Annotated in this window: 21 protein-coding genes; 16 read left to right on the top strand and 5 right to left on the bottom strand. The window is 53.9% G+C overall.

Translation table 11 applies throughout. The annotated features are described in order from the left end of the window. The 3 genes from GS3922_RS09885 (at window position 1) to glnA (ending at window position 3,124) form a co-directional block, all read left to right on the top strand. A complete protein-coding gene (locus tag GS3922_RS09885) occupies window positions 1–1,272 on the top strand; it encodes a methionine gamma-lyase family protein (protein WP_063166207.1) in 1,272 nt (423 codons plus the stop codon). A 76-nt stretch (window positions 1,273–1,348) separates the two neighbouring features. Beyond that, the gene (locus tag GS3922_RS09880) at window positions 1,349–1,750 is read left to right on the top strand and encodes a MerR family transcriptional regulator (protein ID WP_033010130.1); all 402 of its coding nucleotides are present in this window, start codon (window positions 1,349–1,351) and stop codon (window positions 1,748–1,750) included. 39 nt (window positions 1,751–1,789) lie between these two features. Continuing rightward, on the top strand, window positions 1,790–3,124 hold the full coding sequence (glnA, locus tag GS3922_RS09875) for a type I glutamate--ammonia ligase (RefSeq protein WP_033010129.1): 1,335 nt from the start codon (window positions 1,790–1,792) through the stop codon (window positions 3,122–3,124). 62 nt (window positions 3,125–3,186) lie between these two features. On the opposite strand, the gene lexA is transcribed toward glnA, so the two are convergent. Further along, window positions 3,187–3,810 (bottom strand): transcriptional repressor LexA, encoded by a 624-nt coding sequence (gene lexA, locus GS3922_RS09870; protein WP_063166206.1) that lies wholly within the window; start codon window positions 3,808–3,810, stop codon window positions 3,187–3,189. 157 nt (window positions 3,811–3,967) lie between these two features. Here lexA and yneA point away from each other — a divergent pair, with 157 nt between their 5' ends. The 8 genes from yneA (at window position 3,968) to GS3922_RS09830 (ending at window position 12,002) form a co-directional block, all read left to right on the top strand. After that, the gene (gene yneA, locus GS3922_RS09865) at window positions 3,968–4,273 is read left to right on the top strand and encodes a cell division suppressor protein YneA (RefSeq protein WP_063167373.1); all 306 of its coding nucleotides are present in this window, start codon (window positions 3,968–3,970) and stop codon (window positions 4,271–4,273) included. A 29-nt stretch (window positions 4,274–4,302) separates the two neighbouring features. Continuing rightward, on the top strand, window positions 4,303–4,953 hold the full coding sequence (locus GS3922_RS09860; protein WP_063167372.1) for a YneB family resolvase-like protein: 651 nt from the start codon (window positions 4,303–4,305) through the stop codon (window positions 4,951–4,953). 98 nt (window positions 4,954–5,051) lie between these two features. Beyond that, complete coding sequence (locus GS3922_RS09855; protein WP_063166205.1) at window positions 5,052–5,282, top strand: DUF896 domain-containing protein; 231 nt, start codon at window positions 5,052–5,054, stop codon at window positions 5,280–5,282. 122 nt (window positions 5,283–5,404) lie between these two features. After that, entirely contained in the window at window positions 5,405–7,414 is a 2,010-nt protein-coding gene (gene tkt / locus GS3922_RS09850) for a transketolase (protein ID WP_063167371.1), read from the top strand. 185 nt (window positions 7,415–7,599) lie between these two features. Beyond that, the gene (sirA, locus tag GS3922_RS09845; RefSeq protein WP_063166204.1) at window positions 7,600–8,037 is read left to right on the top strand and encodes a sporulation inhibitor of replication protein SirA; all 438 of its coding nucleotides are present in this window, start codon (window positions 7,600–7,602) and stop codon (window positions 8,035–8,037) included. 88 nt (window positions 8,038–8,125) lie between these two features. Continuing rightward, window positions 8,126–8,338, top strand: coding sequence for a YneF family protein (locus GS3922_RS09840; RefSeq protein ID WP_063166203.1), 213 nt, complete (start codon window positions 8,126–8,128; stop codon window positions 8,336–8,338). A 125-nt stretch (window positions 8,339–8,463) separates the two neighbouring features. Further along, window positions 8,464–10,203 (top strand): ABC transporter transmembrane domain-containing protein, encoded by a 1,740-nt coding sequence (locus GS3922_RS09835; protein WP_063166202.1) that lies wholly within the window; start codon window positions 8,464–8,466, stop codon window positions 10,201–10,203. 20 nt (window positions 10,204–10,223) lie between these two features. Further along, window positions 10,224–12,002: an ABC transporter ATP-binding protein gene (locus GS3922_RS09830; protein ID WP_063166201.1), complete on the top strand. Its 1,779-nt coding sequence runs from the start codon at window positions 10,224–10,226 to the stop codon at window positions 12,000–12,002. A 22-nt stretch (window positions 12,003–12,024) separates the two neighbouring features. Here the strand turns inward: GS3922_RS09830 and GS3922_RS09825 are convergent, their stop codons facing one another. Continuing rightward, entirely contained in the window at window positions 12,025–12,204 is a 180-nt protein-coding gene (locus GS3922_RS09825) for an aspartyl-phosphate phosphatase Spo0E family protein (RefSeq protein ID WP_063166200.1), read from the bottom strand. Between the two features lie 170 nt (window positions 12,205–12,374). On the opposite strand from GS3922_RS09825, the gene GS3922_RS09820 reads away from it, so the two are divergent. The 3 genes from GS3922_RS09820 (at window position 12,375) to GS3922_RS09810 (ending at window position 14,088) form a co-directional block, all read left to right on the top strand. Next, window positions 12,375–13,082, top strand: coding sequence for a cytochrome c biogenesis protein CcdA (locus GS3922_RS09820; RefSeq protein ID WP_063167370.1), 708 nt, complete (start codon window positions 12,375–12,377; stop codon window positions 13,080–13,082). A gap of 66 nt (window positions 13,083–13,148) precedes the next feature. Next, window positions 13,149–13,505 (top strand): response regulator, encoded by a 357-nt coding sequence (locus GS3922_RS09815; protein WP_063166199.1) that lies wholly within the window; start codon window positions 13,149–13,151, stop codon window positions 13,503–13,505. Between the two features lie 103 nt (window positions 13,506–13,608). Beyond that, on the top strand, window positions 13,609–14,088 hold the full coding sequence (locus GS3922_RS09810) for a CcdC family protein (protein ID WP_409071359.1): 480 nt from the start codon (window positions 13,609–13,611) through the stop codon (window positions 14,086–14,088). 269 nt (window positions 14,089–14,357) lie between these two features. On the opposite strand, the gene GS3922_RS09805 is transcribed toward GS3922_RS09810, so the two are convergent. Next, window positions 14,358–14,792: a DUF2621 domain-containing protein gene (locus tag GS3922_RS09805; protein ID WP_033023234.1), complete on the bottom strand. Its 435-nt coding sequence runs from the start codon at window positions 14,790–14,792 to the stop codon at window positions 14,358–14,360. Window positions 14,793–15,146: 354 nt separating this feature from the next. Here GS3922_RS09805 and GS3922_RS09800 point away from each other — a divergent pair, with 354 nt between their 5' ends. Beyond that, complete coding sequence (locus GS3922_RS09800; RefSeq protein WP_063166198.1) at window positions 15,147–15,797, top strand: cell wall hydrolase; 651 nt, start codon at window positions 15,147–15,149, stop codon at window positions 15,795–15,797. Between the two features lie 470 nt (window positions 15,798–16,267). Here GS3922_RS09800 and GS3922_RS09795 read toward each other — a convergent pair whose 3' ends face one another. Then, window positions 16,268–16,414: a small acid-soluble spore protein P gene (locus GS3922_RS09795; protein ID WP_011230843.1), complete on the bottom strand. Its 147-nt coding sequence runs from the start codon at window positions 16,412–16,414 to the stop codon at window positions 16,268–16,270. A 127-nt stretch (window positions 16,415–16,541) separates the two neighbouring features. On the opposite strand from GS3922_RS09795, the gene GS3922_RS09790 reads away from it, so the two are divergent. Further along, window positions 16,542–16,802, top strand: a complete 261-nt coding sequence (locus GS3922_RS09790) for a hypothetical protein (protein WP_063166197.1) — start codon at window positions 16,542–16,544, stop codon at window positions 16,800–16,802. 71 nt (window positions 16,803–16,873) lie between these two features. On the opposite strand, the gene sspO is transcribed toward GS3922_RS09790, so the two are convergent. After that, window positions 16,874–17,023, bottom strand: a complete 150-nt coding sequence (gene sspO / locus GS3922_RS09785) for a small acid-soluble spore protein SspO (RefSeq protein WP_008879509.1) — start codon at window positions 17,021–17,023, stop codon at window positions 16,874–16,876. Window positions 17,024–17,117: the final 94 nt, after the last annotated feature.

Here is a 17,117-nt window from a genome sequence, read left to right as displayed (position 1 = left end):
ATGTTTTGGACACAGTGGAGATACGGAGAAACAATCGCTGCTTTCATCGAAGAAGTTGAAACACAAATTGCGCCGATCCATCGCTTGATCGATGAGCGTGTCGATGAGAACCAATATCGCGTTCTCGACAGTTTCCGCCGCCATCAAGTGAGCGACGGCCACTTCATCCCGTCGACCGGCTACGGTTATGACGATGCGGGCCGTGACACGCTTGACCGCATTTACGCGGACGTATTCGGTGCGGAAGCCGGCCTTGTCCGCCCGCAAATCATTTCCGGCACGCACGCGATCGCCATTGCACTGTTTGGCGTGTTGCGCCCTGGCGATGAATTGCTTTACATCACCGGCGCCCCGTACGATACGCTCGAGGAGATCGTCGGCGTCCGCGGCAGCGGCGTCGGCTCGCTGAAAGAGTTTGGCATTCGTTATCGGAGCGTGCCGCTTACGGCGGACGGGGCCGTTGATTTTCCAACGGTGCGCGCGGCGATGAACGAGCGGACGAAAATGATCGGCATTCAGCGTTCGCGCGGCTATGCGACACGCCCGTCGTTTACGGTCGATGAAATCGCTGAGATGATCGCCTTTGTGAAGGCGGTCAAGCCCGACGTCGTCGTGTTTGTCGACAACTGCTACGGCGAGTTTGTTGAGGAGAAAGAGCCGTGCCATGTCGGCGCCGACCTTATGGCTGGCTCGCTGATCAAAAACCCAGGAGGGGGCTTGGCGAAAACGGGCGGCTATATCGTCGGAAAGCAAAAATACGTCGACGCGTGCGCCTGCCGGATGACCTCACCGGGCATCGGCGCCGAAGTCGGCCCGTCACTGTACAGCCTTCCTGATATGTACCAAGGGTTTTTCCTTGCTCCGCACGTTGTCGGACAGGCGCTCAAAGGGGCGGTGTTCACCGCTGCGCTGCTCGAGCGGATAGGGCTTGAGACGTCGCCGGCATGGGACGCTAAGCGCACCGATCTCGTACAGTCGGTTCGTTTTGACGACCCGGAGCAAATGGTTGCTTTTTGCCAGGCCATTCAAGCGGCTTCCCCGGTGAACGCCCATTTTACCCCGTACCCAGGCGAGATGCCCGGCTACGAGGATAAAGTGATCATGGCCGCGGGCACGTTCGTGCAAGGGGCGAGCATTGAGCTGACGGCAGATGGGCCGCTGCGTCCGCCATATGTCGCATACGTTCAAGGCGGCTTGACGTATTCGCACGTGAAAATCGCTGTTTGTTCAGCCGTTCACCGCTTGCTTGAACAGCAGTTGATTTGTTTGTGAGAAAATGTAACGCTTGATTGACTCGTTTCTTGACATTATGGTAAAATGAAAGTATCAAAAGCGAGGAGGAATTGGCATGAGCAGCCATATTCGTCGTTCCATGCCATTGTTTCCGATTGGGATTGTGATGCAGCTGACGGATCTATCCGCCCGCCAAATCCGCTATTACGAAGAGCACGGCCTCGTCACGCCAGCGCGCACCGAGGGCAACCGGCGGCTGTTTTCACTCAACGACATCGACCGTTTGCTCGAGATTAAAGACTTGATTGACCAAGGCGTAAACCTCGCCGGCATCAAGCAAATTTTCGCCGCCCGGCAAGAAGGGCGCCATGAGCAGCCGGAAAAGGTCGAAAAAGTGGGGAAACCGAAGCTGTCCGACGAGGAGTTGCGCGAGATTTTGCGGACGGAGCTGCTGCAGGCCGGACGGTTTCAGCGCGCATCGCTTCGCCAAGGAGATCTCGCTCGCTTCTTTCACTAATGATGGGAAATGATTTCGGAGCCGGGGAGGAGTTTCAACATGGCAAAATATACGCGCGAAGACATTATGCGCATCGTCAAAGAAGAAAACGTCAAGTACATTCGCCTGCAATTCACCGATATTTTGGGGACGATCAAAAACGTCGAAATCCCGATCAGCCAACTTGAGAAAGCGCTCAATAATAAAATGATGTTTGACGGGTCTTCGATCGAGGGGTTTGTCCGCATCGAAGAATCGGACATGTATTTGTATCCGGATTTGGACACGTTTGTCATCTTCCCGTGGACGTCGGAAAAAGGAAAAGTCGCCCGCTTTATTTGCGACATTTACAATGCGGACGGCACGCCGTTTGAAGGCTGCCCGCGCTACAATTTAAAGCGCGTGTTGAAAGAGATGGAAGCGCTCGGCTTTACGGCGTTCAACTTGGGAGCGGAACCGGAGTTTTTCCTCTTTAAGCTCGATGAAAATGGCCGTCCGACGATGGAACTGAACGACCGCGGCGGCTACTTCGACTTGGCGCCGACCGACTTAGGGGAAAACTGCCGGCGCGATATCGTGCTTGAGCTTGAGGAGATGGGCTTTGAAATTGAAGCGTCGCACCATGAAGTCGCCCCGGGCCAGCACGAGATCGATTTTAAATACGCCCATGCCATCAAAGCATGCGACGACATTCAAACGTTTAAGCTCGTCGTTAAAACGATCGCCCGCAAACATGGGCTGCACGCGACGTTTATGCCGAAGCCGATTTTTGGCATTAACGGTTCGGGAATGCACTGCAACTTGTCGCTGTTCCGCAACAACGAAAACGCCTTTTTTGACCCGAACGGCGATTTGCAGTTGAGCGATACGGCCCGCCAGTTTATCGCCGGCGTGCTGAAGCATGCGCCGAACTTTACAGCGGTGACCAACCCGACGGTCAACTCGTACAAGCGGCTCGTTCCGGGCTATGAGGCGCCATGTTATGTTGCCTGGTCGGCGCGCAACCGCAGCCCGCTTATCCGCATTCCAGCTTCGCGCGGCATGAGCACGCGCATTGAAGTGCGCAGCGTCGATCCGGCGGCGAACCCGTACTTGGCGATGGCTGTGCTGTTGGCAGCCGGGCTTGACGGCATTCGCAACAAGCTCACTCCTCCAGCGCCGGTTGACCGAAACATTTACGTCATGACGAAAGAAGAGCGGCTCGAGGAAGGGATTGTCGATTTGCCGGCAACGCTGATCGAAGCGCTCGACAACTTAAAATCGGACGAGGTGATCGTCCAAGCGCTCGGCAAACATTTATTCGAGCATTTCGTCGAAGCGAAAGAAATCGAGTGGGATATGTATCGGACAACGGTCCATCAATGGGAGTTGGACCAATATATGGAGCTGTACTAATCGAAAAGCTGCCCCGACAAACGGGGCAGCTTTTGTTATGGCGCGCGGCGCCGGCCGGACCCTTAGTCGATCAGGCGATAGACGCCGATCACTTTGCCGAGAATCGTGCAGTCGCGGACGATGATCGGTTCGAGATGGGCGTTTTCCGGCTGCAGGCGGATGTGGTCTTTTTCTTTGAAAAACCGTTTCACTGTTGCTTCGTTTTCCTCCGTCATGGCGACGACGATGTCGCCGTTATTGGCCGACGACTGCTGGCGGACGATCACGTAGTCGCCGTCCAAAATGCCGGCTTCGATCATGCTGTCACCCATCACTTCAAGCATAAACAGCTGTTCCTCGCCGGCCGCGAGCCGTTTCGGCAGCGGGAAATAGTCGTCGATGTTTTCGACGGCAGTGATCGGCTGGCCGGCCGTCACCTTGCCGATCACCGGCACGGAAACGACCTCCTCTTTTTCTCTTTCTTTCGTCAGATCGCTGTCCAAAATTTCAATGGCGCGCGGCTTCGTCGGGTCACGGCGGATGAACCCTTTGCTTTCTAGGCGCGCAAGGTGGCCGTGGACGGTCGAACTCGACGCCAAACCGACTGCTTCCCCGATTTCCCTTACTGACGGGGGATAGCCTTTCGTTTTCACTTCCTGTTTGATAAATTCTAAAATTTGTTGCTGGCGTTTGGACAGTTTCGTCATCCCTTTTCACACCTCTTGCCACATCGTTTGCTTTCATTATAGCATGGGGGGAATAGAAAAACAAACATAAGTTCGAATTTTTTTGTTGACGCAAACAAACGTTCTTGGCTATAATGAAGAAAAAGCGAACACATATTCTAAAAAAAGGGTGGGGGAGATGAAGAAAACGTTGCTGCACTACCTCATTTTTTCATGTTTGCTCACGCTCGTTTTGGCGGGGTTTGTTTATGCCAGCAGCCCGGTTGACAAAAAAGAATACATGACGGTAACGGTCGCTTCCGGCGATACGCTTTGGGGGTTGGCGAAGCAGTATGAGCCGGCGCACGGCTTGTCGCCGGATGAATTTATCCGCTGGGTGGTCGATGTCAATCGTTTGCCGAGCGCGCGCCTCACCGCCGGTGAACAAATCGTCATTCCTGTGTTAAAATCAGAGCAAGACGGCTCATTGGCTGTCAAGCGGTAACAGAAAGAAGGGGGGGATGTGCTTTGGCCATGAAGGCGGTCATTTACTGCCGCGTCAGCACGGATAAAACGGAGCAGGAAACGTCGCTTGTACGGCAGCGCGCCGAACTGGAGAAGCTAGCCAAAGAGTGCGGCTTTGACGTCGTTAAAGTGATCGCCGAGCAGGCGAGCGGCTACGAAGCTGACCGTGACGGGGTGCTCGAGCTGCTTGCGCTTTGTGAAGAAGGGGCGGTCGACGCCTTGCTCATTCAAGATGAAACGCGGCTCGGACGCGGCCATGCGCGCATGGCGGTGCTGCACTGCCTGAAAAAAAGGGGAGTGAAAATATACAGCGCTAGCCACCGCGGGGAGATGCCGCTGTCAGAGGCTGATGAGATGGTGTTGTCGATCATCGCCATCGTCGAGGAGTACCAGCGGAAAATACATAATGCGAAAATTAAGCGCGGCATGCAGCGGGCCATCGCCCGCGGCTACCGTCCGGAGCGGAACTTAACGCGCCGTGGCGAAAACGCCGGGCGCGATCGGATCGAGCTTCCGGTCGAAGAGATCGTCCGCCTGCGCGGGAGCGGCTTGACGTTTGCGGACATCGCCGCGACGCTCCGAAGCTTTGGCTACGCGGCGTCCAAAGCGACTGTCCATCGCCGCTATCAAGAGTATATGGACGAACAGGAACGTCGTTAGGCCGCGCAAGACGGCCAAGGTTTCTCCGTTGCCATTAGCCTGTCCGATCGAATAAGATAAAACAGAATAGCGATGCGACAGATGGGAGAAGATAACCAATGCTTTCGAAACAAAAATTAGCCCGCATCAACGAACTGGCCAAAAAGGCGAAAACGTCCGGCCTGTCGGCGGAAGAAACGATCGAGCAGGCAAAGCTGCGCCGCGAATACATTCAGGCGTTCCGCAAAGCGATGACCGATATGCTTCATACGGTGACGGTCATCGACCCGAACGGCAATGACGTGACGCCAAAAAAATTGAAGGAAAGTCAGCGCCGTCGCCTTCATTAAGCGGCGGGCAAGAAGGGCGGGAGCGCCCTGTTTTTTTCTGACAGTGAAAATATCGTTGTACAAGGAAGTCAATTTTCTATATGATAGTAAGTGACACCATGTTGATGAAAGGGAGGAAAACGATGGCGCATTCGATCGAAGAATTAGCGATTACCACCATTCGAACGCTGTCGATTGACGCGATCGAAAAGGCGAAATCCGGGCACCCCGGCATGCCGATGGGCGCGGCGCCGATGGCGTACACGCTTTGGACGAAATTTATGAACCATAATCCGGCGAACCCAAACTGGTTTAACCGCGACCGGTTTGTCCTGTCAGCGGGACACGGGTCGATGCTGCTTTACAGCTTGCTTCATTTAAGCGGCTACGACGTATCGATGGACGACTTGAAGCAGTTCCGCCAATGGGGAAGCAAAACGCCAGGGCATCCGGAATACGGCCATACGCCGGGAGTGGAAGCGACGACTGGTCCGCTCGGCCAAGGAATCGCAATGGCAGTCGGCATGGCGATGGCCGAACGGCATTTGGCGGCTACATACAACCGCGACGGGTTTGATATAATCGATCATTATACGTACGCCATTTGCGGCGACGGCGATTTAATGGAAGGGGTGGCGAGCGAAGCCGCGTCACTCGCTGGCCATTTGCAGCTTGGCCGCTTGATCGTCCTGTATGACTCGAACGACATCTCCCTAGACGGGGAACTGAATTTGTCGTTCTCAGAAAACGTTGCCCAACGCTTCCAAGCATACGGCTGGCAATATTTGCGCGTCGAAGACGGCAACAACATTGATGAAATCGCCAAAGCGCTTGAAGAGGCGCGGGCTGACCTCAACCGGCCGACGCTCATTGAAGTGAAAACGACGATCGGTTACGGCGCGCCGACAAAAGCGGGCACATCCGGCGTTCACGGCTCTCCGCTCGGCGCTGAAGAGGCGAAACTGACGAAGGAGGCATACCGCTGGACGTTCGCCGAAGATTTCTACGTGCCGGAAGAAGTGTATGCCCATTTCCGGGAAACGGTGCAAGAAGCCGGGGCGAAAAAAGAAGCGGAATGGAACGCACAGCTGGCTGCTTACGAGCAGGCGCATCCAGAGCTGGCCGCCCAGCTGAAGCAGGCGATCGAAGGGAAGCTTCCGGACGGCTGGGAAGCTGCGCTGCCGGTGTATGAAGCCGGAAAAAGCTTGGCGACCCGGTCCTCTTCCGGGGAAGTGATCAACGCCATCGCCAAAGCGGTGCCGCAATTGTTTGGCGGTTCAGCCGACTTGGCAAGCTCGAACAAAACGCTCATCAAAGGCGGCGGCAATTTCCTGCCGGGCAGTTATGAAGGGCGCAACATTTGGTTTGGGGTGCGTGAATTTGCCATGGGAGCGGCGTTAAACGGCATGGCGCTCCATGGTGGGGTGAAAGTGTTCGGCGGCACGTTCTTCGTGTTCTCTGACTATTTACGCCCGGCGATCCGGTTAGCAGCGCTCATGGGATTGCCGGTCACGTATGTGTTGACGCACGACAGCATCGCCGTCGGCGAGGACGGCCCGACGCACGAGCCGATCGAACAGCTCGCTTCCTTAAGGGCGATGCCGAACTTGTCAGTCATCCGACCGGCTGACGCGAACGAAACGGCGGCGGCATGGCGGCTGGCAGTTGAATCGACGGACAAGCCGACCGCGCTCGTTCTGACGCGCCAAGACATACCGACGCTTTCGACAACGGCTGATCTGGCGTATGAAGGCGTGAAAAAAGGCGCCTACGTCGTCTCGCCGGCGAAAAACGGCGCTCCCGAGGCGCTGCTCTTGGCGACCGGATCGGAAGTCAGCTTGGCGGTAAAAGCGCAAGAAGCGCTCGCCGCTGAAGGAATTCACGTTTCCGTCGTCAGCATGCCATCGTGGGATCGTTTTGAAGCGCAGCCGAAAGCGTACCGCGATGAAGTGATCCCGCCGGCGGTGACGAAGCGGCTGGCCATTGAAATGGGCGCCTCGCTCGGCTGGGAGCGCTACGTCGGTGCAGAAGGCGACATTTTAGCCATCGATCGGTTTGGCGCCTCCGCTCCGGGAGAAACGATCATGGCCGAGTACGGATTTACCGTTGACAACGTCGTCCGTCGCGTGAAAACGCTGCTTGGCAAGCAATGAAACGGCCGTGACAACAGGCTGCCCTTGCAACGGCGCAAGGGCGGCTTTTTTTTGATCGATTTGTGTCGGCTGGTCCTGTAAACAAAAATCGACAATGTTAGTGAAAAAAATTGCCGTTAGTAGACATATTTTTCCCCTTTTCTTTTCTATAATAGAAATAGATGAACAGAAATGGGGGATGGGGCATGGTTCGCTATTGGATATATTTATTAAATGATGAGGTGGCGACGCACTACCGCCATCGGACGGAAAAAGTCGTCGAATTGCTTCGGGAACATCAGTATGCGAAGGCGCCGTTGAAAACGATTTGCCGCAAGCAAGTCGAATTTATTACCGAACAGTTGTCGTTTTCGCGTCTTGAGTTAGGGTTAAAGCAATATTTTATCGGGCGTGTCGGCAAAAATTTAGAGCGCAACATGTTCATTTTGCAAAATGACGACGGTGAGGAAGCGCTGCTTGTCGTGCAAAAGCGCCGCCTGCTTCTTGTCTGTGACAGCGCGCCGTTGGCTGCCGACATCGGCCGGGCGCTCGCCAACCTAGCGCCGTCGTTTTTGGCGGTCGCTGCTGATTTTGCCGACTACTATTGGCTGTCTGCGCCGGCGCAAGGAAGAAAATTCGCGTAACGTGAAGATTTTTGCCGTGAAATATTGTCTAATGGCACATCGTTTAGTACACTGTTAGGGAGACAACAAGAAGGAGGAAAATCGCTGTATGTGGGACACGATTCTCGTTGGTGTGCTGGCGCTGATCGCCGGTGTGGCGCTCGGGTTTTTCATCGCCCGCAAAACGATGATCAATTATTTGAAGAAAAATCCGCCGATCAATGAACAAATGATCCGCATGATGATGATGCAAATGGGCATGACCCCGTCGCAAAAGAAAATCAATCAAATGATGAAAATGATGAACAACCAGCTGAAATAAGCGAAACGGACACTCGATTGAGAGTGTCTTTTTATTTTGGAAAAATGTTATTTCAAAATTTTTCTAGTTTTGTTACAATAATATGGCGATTGTCCGTTAGCTGAACGAAGGGGGGAGCGGACTGCATGAGCGTGTTCCGTGATTTGTTCTGGTTTTTTCGCCAAGAGAAAAAGGCGTATATCACCGGTGTTCTATTGCTTGTGATCGTTGCCTTTTTGGAAACGATCCCGCCGAAAGTGATCGGCATTTTAGTTGACCATATGCAAAACGGCACGATGACGAAAGAAGTGCTCATTCGTTGGATGGCCGCGCTCGCTGTCATCGCCGGAGCGCTCTATGTGCTCCGCTACGCTTGGCGCATTTGCATTTTCGGCTCATCTGTCAAGCTCGCCCGCCAGCTGCGCAACGAGCTGTACGCCCATTTTACGAAAATGGCGCCGGCGTTTTACCAGCGGAAGCGGATCGGCGATTTAATGGCCCATGCCACCAACGATTTGCAGGCGATCCAGCAAACGGCTGGAAGCGGCATTTTAACGCTCGTTGATTCGGTGATGCTCGGCGGGTTTGTGCTGGCGACGATGGCGTTTTCGATCAGCTGGAAGCTGACGTTGGTCAGCTTGCTTCCGCTGCCGGTGATGGCCATAGCGACAAGCCGCTATGGGACGATGCTCCACCGGCGGTTTTTAACGGCGCAAGAAGCGTTTTCGTCGCTGAATGATAAAGTGCAAGAAAGCATGAGCGGCATCCGCGTCATCAAAGCGTTCGGCTATGAAGAAAAGGATGTGGAAGCGTTCCGCCGCCAATCGGAAGACGTCACAGCGAAAAACATTGCGGTGGCCAAAATTGATGCGCTCTTCGATCCGACGATCGGGCTGCTTGTCGGGCTGTCGTTTTTTCTTGCTGTTGCGTTCGGCAGTCAGATGGTCGTTGGCGGCGAGTTGACGATCGGCGAACTCGTGTCGTTTACGACGTACCTTGGCTTGCTCATTTGGCCGATGCTGGCGTTTGGCTGGCTGTTTAACATTGTCGAGCGCGGGCGCGCTTCATATGACCGGGTGCGGGCGCTGCTCGCTGAAGACGACGAGATCAAGGAAATGCCGGGCGCGCTTGCCGTCCCGCCGCGAGGGAGCATCGAATATGACATCCGCCAGTTCGCCTACCCGGGCGAGGCAAAACCGGCGCTTGTCGATGTCCGCTTCCGGCTTGAACGCGGGGCGACGCTCGGCGTCGTCGGCAAAACCGGAGCCGGGAAAACGACGCTGCTGCGCCTGTTGTTGCGCGAGTTTGACAACTATGACGGCGACATTCGTTTCGACGGCCGCGACATTCGCCGCTATACGCTTTCTGCCTTGCGGATGGCGATCGGCTATGTGCCGCAAGATCATTTTCTTTTTTCTGCCTCTGTCCGCAATAACATCGCCTTTGCCAAGCCGGAGGCGAGCGAGGAGGAAATCGTCAACGCAGCAAAGCTGGCTGACATTCACGAGGATATTCTTCAGTTCCCGGACGGCTACGAGACGGTCATCGGTGAGCGCGGCGTCTCGCTGTCCGGCGGGCAAAAGCAGCGGCTGTCGATCGCTCGCGCGCTGCTGATCGACGCGGAGCTGCTCATTTTAGACGATGCGCTGTCGGCGGTCGATGCGAAAACGGAAGAGCGGATTTTAACGGCGTTAAAGCAGGAGCGGCGCGGGAAAACGACGATCATAGCTGCTCATCGTTTAAGCGCGGTCGAGCACGCTGATTGGATTCTCGTCCTCGATGGAGGCCGCGTCATCCAAGCGGGGACGCACGAAGACTTAATGGCTGAAGACGGCTGGTATCGTGAGATGTACCGGCGCCAACAGCTTGAGGCGCTTGTGGAATGACGACGGATAGGAGGGGGCGTATGAACGAACAAACATTGACGGCCAAAGAGCAGCGGCGCGTCCTCTGGCGGCTGCTCGCGTATATGGGGCGATACAAAAAAGAGGCCGCGCTCGCCTTCGCGCTCCTTCTGCTGGCGACCGCGGGGGAGCTGGCCGGCCCGTATTTGGTGAAAGTGTTTATCGACGATTATTTGATGCCGAACCGCCTCGCTCCGGGACCGGTGACGGCGCTAGCTGCCGCCTATCTCGGCGTGCTCGTCGGGAAAACGGTCATTTGGTATTTCCAGCTTGTCGGGTTTCAGCGGCTCGCCTTATACATTATCCAAGCGTTGCGGATGGACGTCTTTTCCAAAGTGCATCGGCTCGGGATGAGCTACTTTGACCGGACGCCGGGCGGAAGCATTGTCTCGCGGGTGACGAATGACACGGAAGCCATCAAAGACATGTTTATTAGCGTTTTAGCGGTGTTTGTACAAAACGGTTTGTTTGTCATTGGTGTTTTTATCGCCATGTTTTCGCTCAACGTTCGGCTTGCACTGTTTTGTCTGTTCATTATCCCGGCCATCGGATTCATTATGAAAACGTACCGCCGCTACAGTTCGGTGTTTTACCAACAGATGCGCGAACGGCTGAGCGAGCTGAACGCCAAATTGAATGAGTCGCTGCAAGGGATGGCCATCATTCAAGCGTTCCGCCAGCAGCACCGCTTGTACCAAGAGTTTGCCGCTGTGAATGAGGCGCATTACGAAGCGGGAATGAAAAACATTCGCCTTGACGGACTATTGCTTCGGCCGGCGATCGATGTTATCTACATGTTGGCGATCATGGTCGTGCTCAGCTTTTTTGGCGTTTCGGCGCTTGAGAGTCCGGTCGAGATCGGGGTGCTGTACGCGTTTGTCAACTATTTGGAACGCTTTTTTGAGCCGGTGACGCAAATGATGATGCGATTGTCGCTCTACCAGCAAGCGATCGTTTCCGCCTCCCGCGTCTTTGCGCTCCTTGACCATGATGAAGAGGCGCCGTTCAATCCGGAACAAGCGCCGTATGCGGTGGAACGCGGGGAAATTGAGTTCCGCGATGTCAGCTTTTCATATGATGGCAAGCGCGATGTGCTAAAACGGCTGTCATTTACGATCCGTCCGGGACAGACGGTGGCGTTTGTCGGCCATACGGGCAGCGGCAAAAGCTCGATCATCAATTTGCTTATGCGGTTTTATGAATTTGACCGCGGCGATATTTTGCTTGACGGCCGGTCGATCCGCGATTATTCGCGCGCCGAGCTGCGCCGCTCGCTCGGTCTCGTCTTGCAAGATCCGTTTTTGTTTTACGGGACGGTGAGAGAGAACATTCGCATGTATAACGAGCAATTAGGCGACGAAGAGCTTGAGGCCGCCGCCCGCCTCGTGCAGGCCGATGCATTTATTGAACAATTGCCAGGCGGGTACGATCATGTGCTTGCTGAGCGGGGGGCGACGTTATCAAGCGGACAGCGCCAACTTCTTTCATTCGCCCGCACGATCGCGGCCGATCCGAAAATATTGCTGCTTGATGAAGCGACCGCCCATATTGATACGGAAACGGAAGAAGCGATTCAAGAAGCATTGGCGCAAATGCGGAAAGGGCGGACGACGATTGCCATCGCCCATCGTCTGTCGACGATTCAAGACGCCGACCAAATTTTTGTCCTCCACCGCGGTGAAATTGTTGAACGCGGTACGCATCAGCAGCTGTTGGCACAAAAAGGGCTATACTATCAAATGTACTTGCTGCAAAACGGGCTGGTCGACGTCCGTGCGTAAAGAAAAAAGCGCCTTTTCCCGCTTAGCGGGAGGCGCTTTGTTTTCGTTGTTTCACTTGCTCGCGCTGATAGGCGTTCAGCAGCGTGTCGAGCTCCCTGCTCACTTTCATCGCCGCTGCGGAGTTTAATCCCGTCTTTGCTACGGTGTCGACAAGTTCCATCCGTTTTTGTTCGATCAAGGTTAAGAGATTACGTTTCGGCACGAATAAACCGTCCTTTTCATCAATGTCGTGTATTGTATTTTATACTATTTTACCAATGAACGCAAAAAGGGAAAATAGAAAAATTGACCAGGGAAAATGAGAAACACGTTACGGAAGAACGGATTTTTGCTAAAATAAAAGTAAAAAATGAGGTAGGGGCTGATTTAGCGATGAATGATTTGAATATATTTTTAGCGTTTGGCGCCGGGTTTTTGTCGTTTATTTCCCCGTGCTGTCTGCCGCTTTACCCGGCGTTTTTGTCCTATATTACCGGGGTGTCGGTCGGCGAGCTGAAAGAGGAAAATGCGATGCTGAATCGCCGCAGTTTATGGCATACGCTCTGTTTTTTGCTCGGGTTTTCGCTCATTTTCATTTCGCTCGGCTTCGGCACGTCGTTTCTTGGCCGGCTGTTTGCCGACTATCAAGATGCAATCCGCCAAATCGGCGCCGTTGTGATCGTCGCTTTCGGCCTCGTTGTCGCCGGGCTGTGGAAGCCGGCCTTTTTGTTAAAAGACCGGCGCATTTCGTTTCGTGAGCGGCCGTCGGGCTATGCCGGCTCGGTGCTGATTGGAATGGCGTTCGCTGCCGGTTGGACGCCGTGCATGGGGCCGATTTTAGTGGCGGTGATCGCTCTCGCGGCGGCCAATCCGGGCTCAGGGATGATGTATATGCTCGCCTATACGCTCGGTTTTGCTGTCCCGTTTTTCATTTTGTCGTTTTTTATCGGCAAACTGCAATGGATTCGCCGCCATAGTGCGTCCATTATGAAAGCGGGCGGATATGTCATGATGGCGATGGGGGTCGTCCTTTATTTTGACTGGATGACGAAAATCATTGCCTACACGACAAGCCTATTCGGTGGATTTACCGGCTTCTAGCGGGAATGAAGCGGCTTTTTGGACGGCCGCTGCGAATATAAAACCGTTCGGGGGGACGATGGAAAGATGGCTGCCATTTTGGTTGTGGATGATGCGAAGTTTATGAGGGTGACGTTGGCGCGCATATTGCAAAAAGCGGACCATACGGTAGCCGGTGAGGCGGAAAACGGCAAAGAAGCGGTCGAACTGTACCGCCGGCTGCGCCCGGAGCTAGTCATCATGGATATTACTATGCCGGTCATGAACGGAATCGAAGCGGTGCGGGCGATCAAGGAAATCGACCCGGGAGCGAAAATCATTATTTGCTCAGCGCTAGGGCAGCAACGCATGGTCGTCGAGGCGATTGAAGCGGGCGCCGCCGACTTTATTGTCAAACCGTTTGAGGAAAGCCGCGTGCTCGAGGCGGTCGCCCGCCTTTTATAGACAGCCTGGCGCCGACGGAGCGTTTGAAGGGGGGATGATAGGCAAGTGGAGGAGTTTTTGCTATAATAATAGCGTTGCCTATGAATTTTGCGGGAAGAAGGTGATGGCTTTGGCGCTTGTTACATCGCTCATCGCCATTGTGATGACGTTTTTCGTCTTTTTTGTGCGCATGAAAGCAGCGGAAAAGCCGACGAACGCGAAAAAAATTCTTTTGCCGCCGCTGTTTATGAGCACCGGGGCGCTCATGTTCATCGATCCGGTGTTCCGCGTTACGCGCGGAGAGCTCGTTGAAGCGGTGATACTCGGCATGTTTTTCTCATTATTTCTCATTAAAACGTCGAAATTCGAAGTTCGCGGCCACGACATTTACTTAAAGCGCTCAAAGGCGTTTATTTGGATTTTGCTCGGCTTGATCGCCATCCGCTTCGGTTTGAAGACATATTTAGGGCGGACGATCGACTATGGCCAACTAAGCGGCATGTTTTATTTGCTCGCTTTTTCCATGATCGTCCCGTGGCGGATCGCCATGTATGTGTCGTATAAAAAGTTGGCGGCGCAGCTGAAGCCTCCGGTGCTCACTTGACGTTCTCCCCGCTTGTATGTGCCATGTTGAAGCGGGAGGTTTCCGGGAAGATCAAGGAGGGTGTCCCAAAAGCAACGGGACACCCTCTTTCACTATACTACATACGCACCAAACAGCTTCATGGCGGTGTACTTTGCCTTTTGCAGGAGGCCAATGGTTTTGGCCATTTTTTTAGTTTATTGCCGCCTAACACCTTTCTGCCACGCCGGAGGAGTTGCGTGGCCAAAACGGACGAAAGCCGCTGACATCCGGCTTAAAGGGCGGGACGGTCAGCGGCTTTCCAGCAAATGTTGATACGGGGCAAGATCGATGTTTTTCGCTTGCAACGTCCGGATTAAAAACTTATGGTCGCGCTTTGGCGTAGCGATAATATAGCCGCGGATGAGCAAATCGCGCGTGATGCGGGGGGCTTGTTCCTTCAAGGCAAGCTCGCCGATTTTGCCGGCGATCTTTTGCCGTGCCACATCGCGGAACAGCTCCGGCACAGGGCGGACGAGCTCCTCAAGCAATGCCTTTTCTTCCTCTCCCCATAAATGGCGCGTCTGTTCGATGTAATACTCCTGCCAGTCAAGCTCCGATTTTCCGTCTTCCTTCGGCAAACGTTTTAAAAACTTGCGGAACATAAAAAAGCCGCCGATCGACATCATGACAAGCAAAAAGACGACCCAAAACAAAATAAACCAAAGAAACCATCCGGTCAGCACGATGCCCACCTCAACGATCATCGGTAGTTTGCCGCCAGGCCGTTGCTGGCAGCCAAGCGGTTCATACAAGCTCGTCTATTATTATGTCGAAAAGCGCACGGTTTGGCAAGTTTCGACCCGCCGCTCTCAGAGCCTGAAAGACGGGCGGAAAGCAGCTGTTCTAGTCTGTCATCAATCGTAACGCAACTGTAATGCAACTGTAAAAAAGCCTGTCTCGTCTTAGAACATCAAGCGCTCGGGTGATGGCAGTCGGCGTCAATGGAAATGATAGACAGTGACATTCTTCTTGTTGCCTGCTAATCTAGTAGACAAACAAAGCAGGTCGAAATACTGTGGTCGGGAGGGATCGAAGGAATGAAAAAAACGATTGTCGCGCTCGCTGCCGCTTGTTGCATGGCATTCGGCTGGCAGGCGCCATCGGCGGAAGCCGCGGGCTCGTATACATACTATCAAGTGAAAAAAGGCGATACGTTGTCAAGGATCGCCAAACAATATCATACAACTGTTACGACGCTAAAGTCGTTAAATCGGTTAAAAAGCGACATGATTTATATTGGTGAGAAGTTGAAAGTGCCGGCTGCAGCGAAAACGACAACGACAGCGTCCGCAAACAAAAAGGGGGTTTCATTGAGCGCCGCCGACCGGAAGCTGCTCGCTCAATTGGTGCAGGCGGAGACCGGTTCGAGCGAGCCGTTTGCCGGCAAAGTGGAGGTGGCGCTCGTCGTTTTCAACCGCACGAAGCATCCAGAGTTTCCGAAGACAGTGCGCGGCGTCATTTATCAAAAAACAAAATCGGGCTATGCGTTTGTGCCGGTCAAAACAGGAAAATTGACCCGCATTCAACCGACGAAGCAAGATTACGAGGCGGTGGACAAGGCGCTTGCTCTCTTCCCAAACGACCGCCGTGGTTCGCTTTATTTCTATAATCCGAAAATCACGAAAGACAAATGGATGCTGTCGCGTCCGGTGACGATTCGCATCGGACATCACGTCTTTGCAAAGTAAACGGGGCCGAATGGGGCCTCTTTTTTTCGGTCCTGACAAAAAACATCACCAAAGCGGGCCTCGGTTTGATGACAGCTGCCGCGATGGGAGAGAAGACGGCCATAGCTGTCGAGTGAGGGGGACGCTTCGTTTAGGGCTGGTTAGGGCGGAACCAACAACGATCACGGTCTGCACATGCCCCGCTGTTGCCGCAAGAAGGGGTCCCTAAAGCTTCCCGTTCAGCTTGCGGTGAAAGAGCCGAGGTTTGGTCCGCTTGAAACCGCATGAAAGAGTGAACGGTATATAGGTGCTGTCCGAAACTGGCGAAATAGGTTTTTGAATAAACAATAAATATGTTATGTAAACTTTTAGGCGTGATGGTTTCTTATGTGCGGGTCGCCATGCCGGCCGTCTTTAGGACGATAGAAGCGGCGCGGGCTTCCTCTTTGCAGGAAAAAAGAAGCGCCAAGCGCCGCTGGTTGCCAAGGCACTCACATGTCGTGGCTTGTATTATGCTTTTGCCGCGTATGATTGCGGTTTTTCACCTTTTTTGAGCCGTCAAGCGGTTCCGGCTGCCCGGGGTTGTCGCCTTTTGGCGCGTTTTTGCGCATGTCTTTGCCGTCGTTTTTGTTCGTCATCGCCTTGTCCCTCCTTTTGTTGATTAGCATGCCGACGATGGCTGCCGCTTATTCGGTGTATAATTTGCCGGCGGTTTGAAACGATAAGTAGTGAACAATGGGCATGATCGCAAAGGAGGAACGAGCCATGGTATATCATAAAACGAAGCAAGATGCGTTTCAGGCGGCGCAAAAGGCGACGATGGAAGCAAAGGAATGGCACGACCATTTAGTGCGCGACCAGGCCGACTACGGCCACCAGTTAGCCCATTTGCGGCAAGAAGTGAATGAGGCGTTTGCCCAAATCGAAAACGCGCTCGAGGTCGCTTCCGAAACGCAGCGCGTTCAGCTCGAGAAATTCCGCAACGATTTGCAAGGAATTGTCGCAGAGATCAACCAAGATGAGTAAGGGAATGCCGGCGGCGGACATTCCCTTTTCTGATGGCTATGGCAAGCCGGGATGGCGGAACGGCCGCCACGCTATTGGTTCTTTTTTCGTTTTTTGTTGTTTTGGCGCTGTGCTTCTGTCAGTGGTTCATTCGAGAACTCTTCGTTGTAGCCGGCGCCCATCCCTTGCGCTTTGGCGGCGTTCATGCCAGGGATCACGTGGTTTGCTTTTCGCTTTGCCATTCGTTTCACCTCCGCTTCTAGTTTGCGACGAAACGGGCCCCTTATTCCTTTTCAGCCGCTGTCAGGCATGAAAATGGCGAAATGATGGAAATCA

The organism is Geobacillus subterraneus (assembly GCF_001618685.1).
GTDB lineage: Bacteria > Bacillota > Bacilli > Bacillales > Anoxybacillaceae > Geobacillus > Geobacillus subterraneus.
Note: the sequence above shows the minus strand (reverse complement) of the source record. Positions and strands in the feature narration are given on the sequence as shown.